Consider the following 397-nt stretch of genomic DNA (forward strand, 5'->3'; position numbering starts at 1 on the left):
TTATTTACTATTATTTTTACTCAAAAAAAATAAATGTTAATATATTTTATTAAAAAATAATATAATTAAAGATATTTATATCAAATAACAAGCCTTATGTTTTTTTTATTGTTTTTTATCAATGGATTACGATTAAACTCTAATTATGAGTAAATGTCTAAATCTTGAAATTAGTTAAGCTTAGTGTACCCTTTACAAGAGTTATTAAGATAAAAGGATTTGTTAAAATGCTATTAGCAAATTTAATACTAACATCTTTAATATCCTAATGTTCGCTATATTTTTTTAGCAAAACCTAAATAATAGTCTTAAAATTAAATACCTAACCAGTTTATTTTTTTAAATAAACCTTTACATTAATAAAACCTAAAGTGATGTAATGAGAAAAGACAGAAAC

This window comes from Morganella sp. HMSC11D09 (assembly GCF_001807955.1).
In the GTDB taxonomy this organism is placed as follows: domain Bacteria; phylum Pseudomonadota; class Gammaproteobacteria; order Enterobacterales; family Enterobacteriaceae; genus Morganella; species Morganella morganii.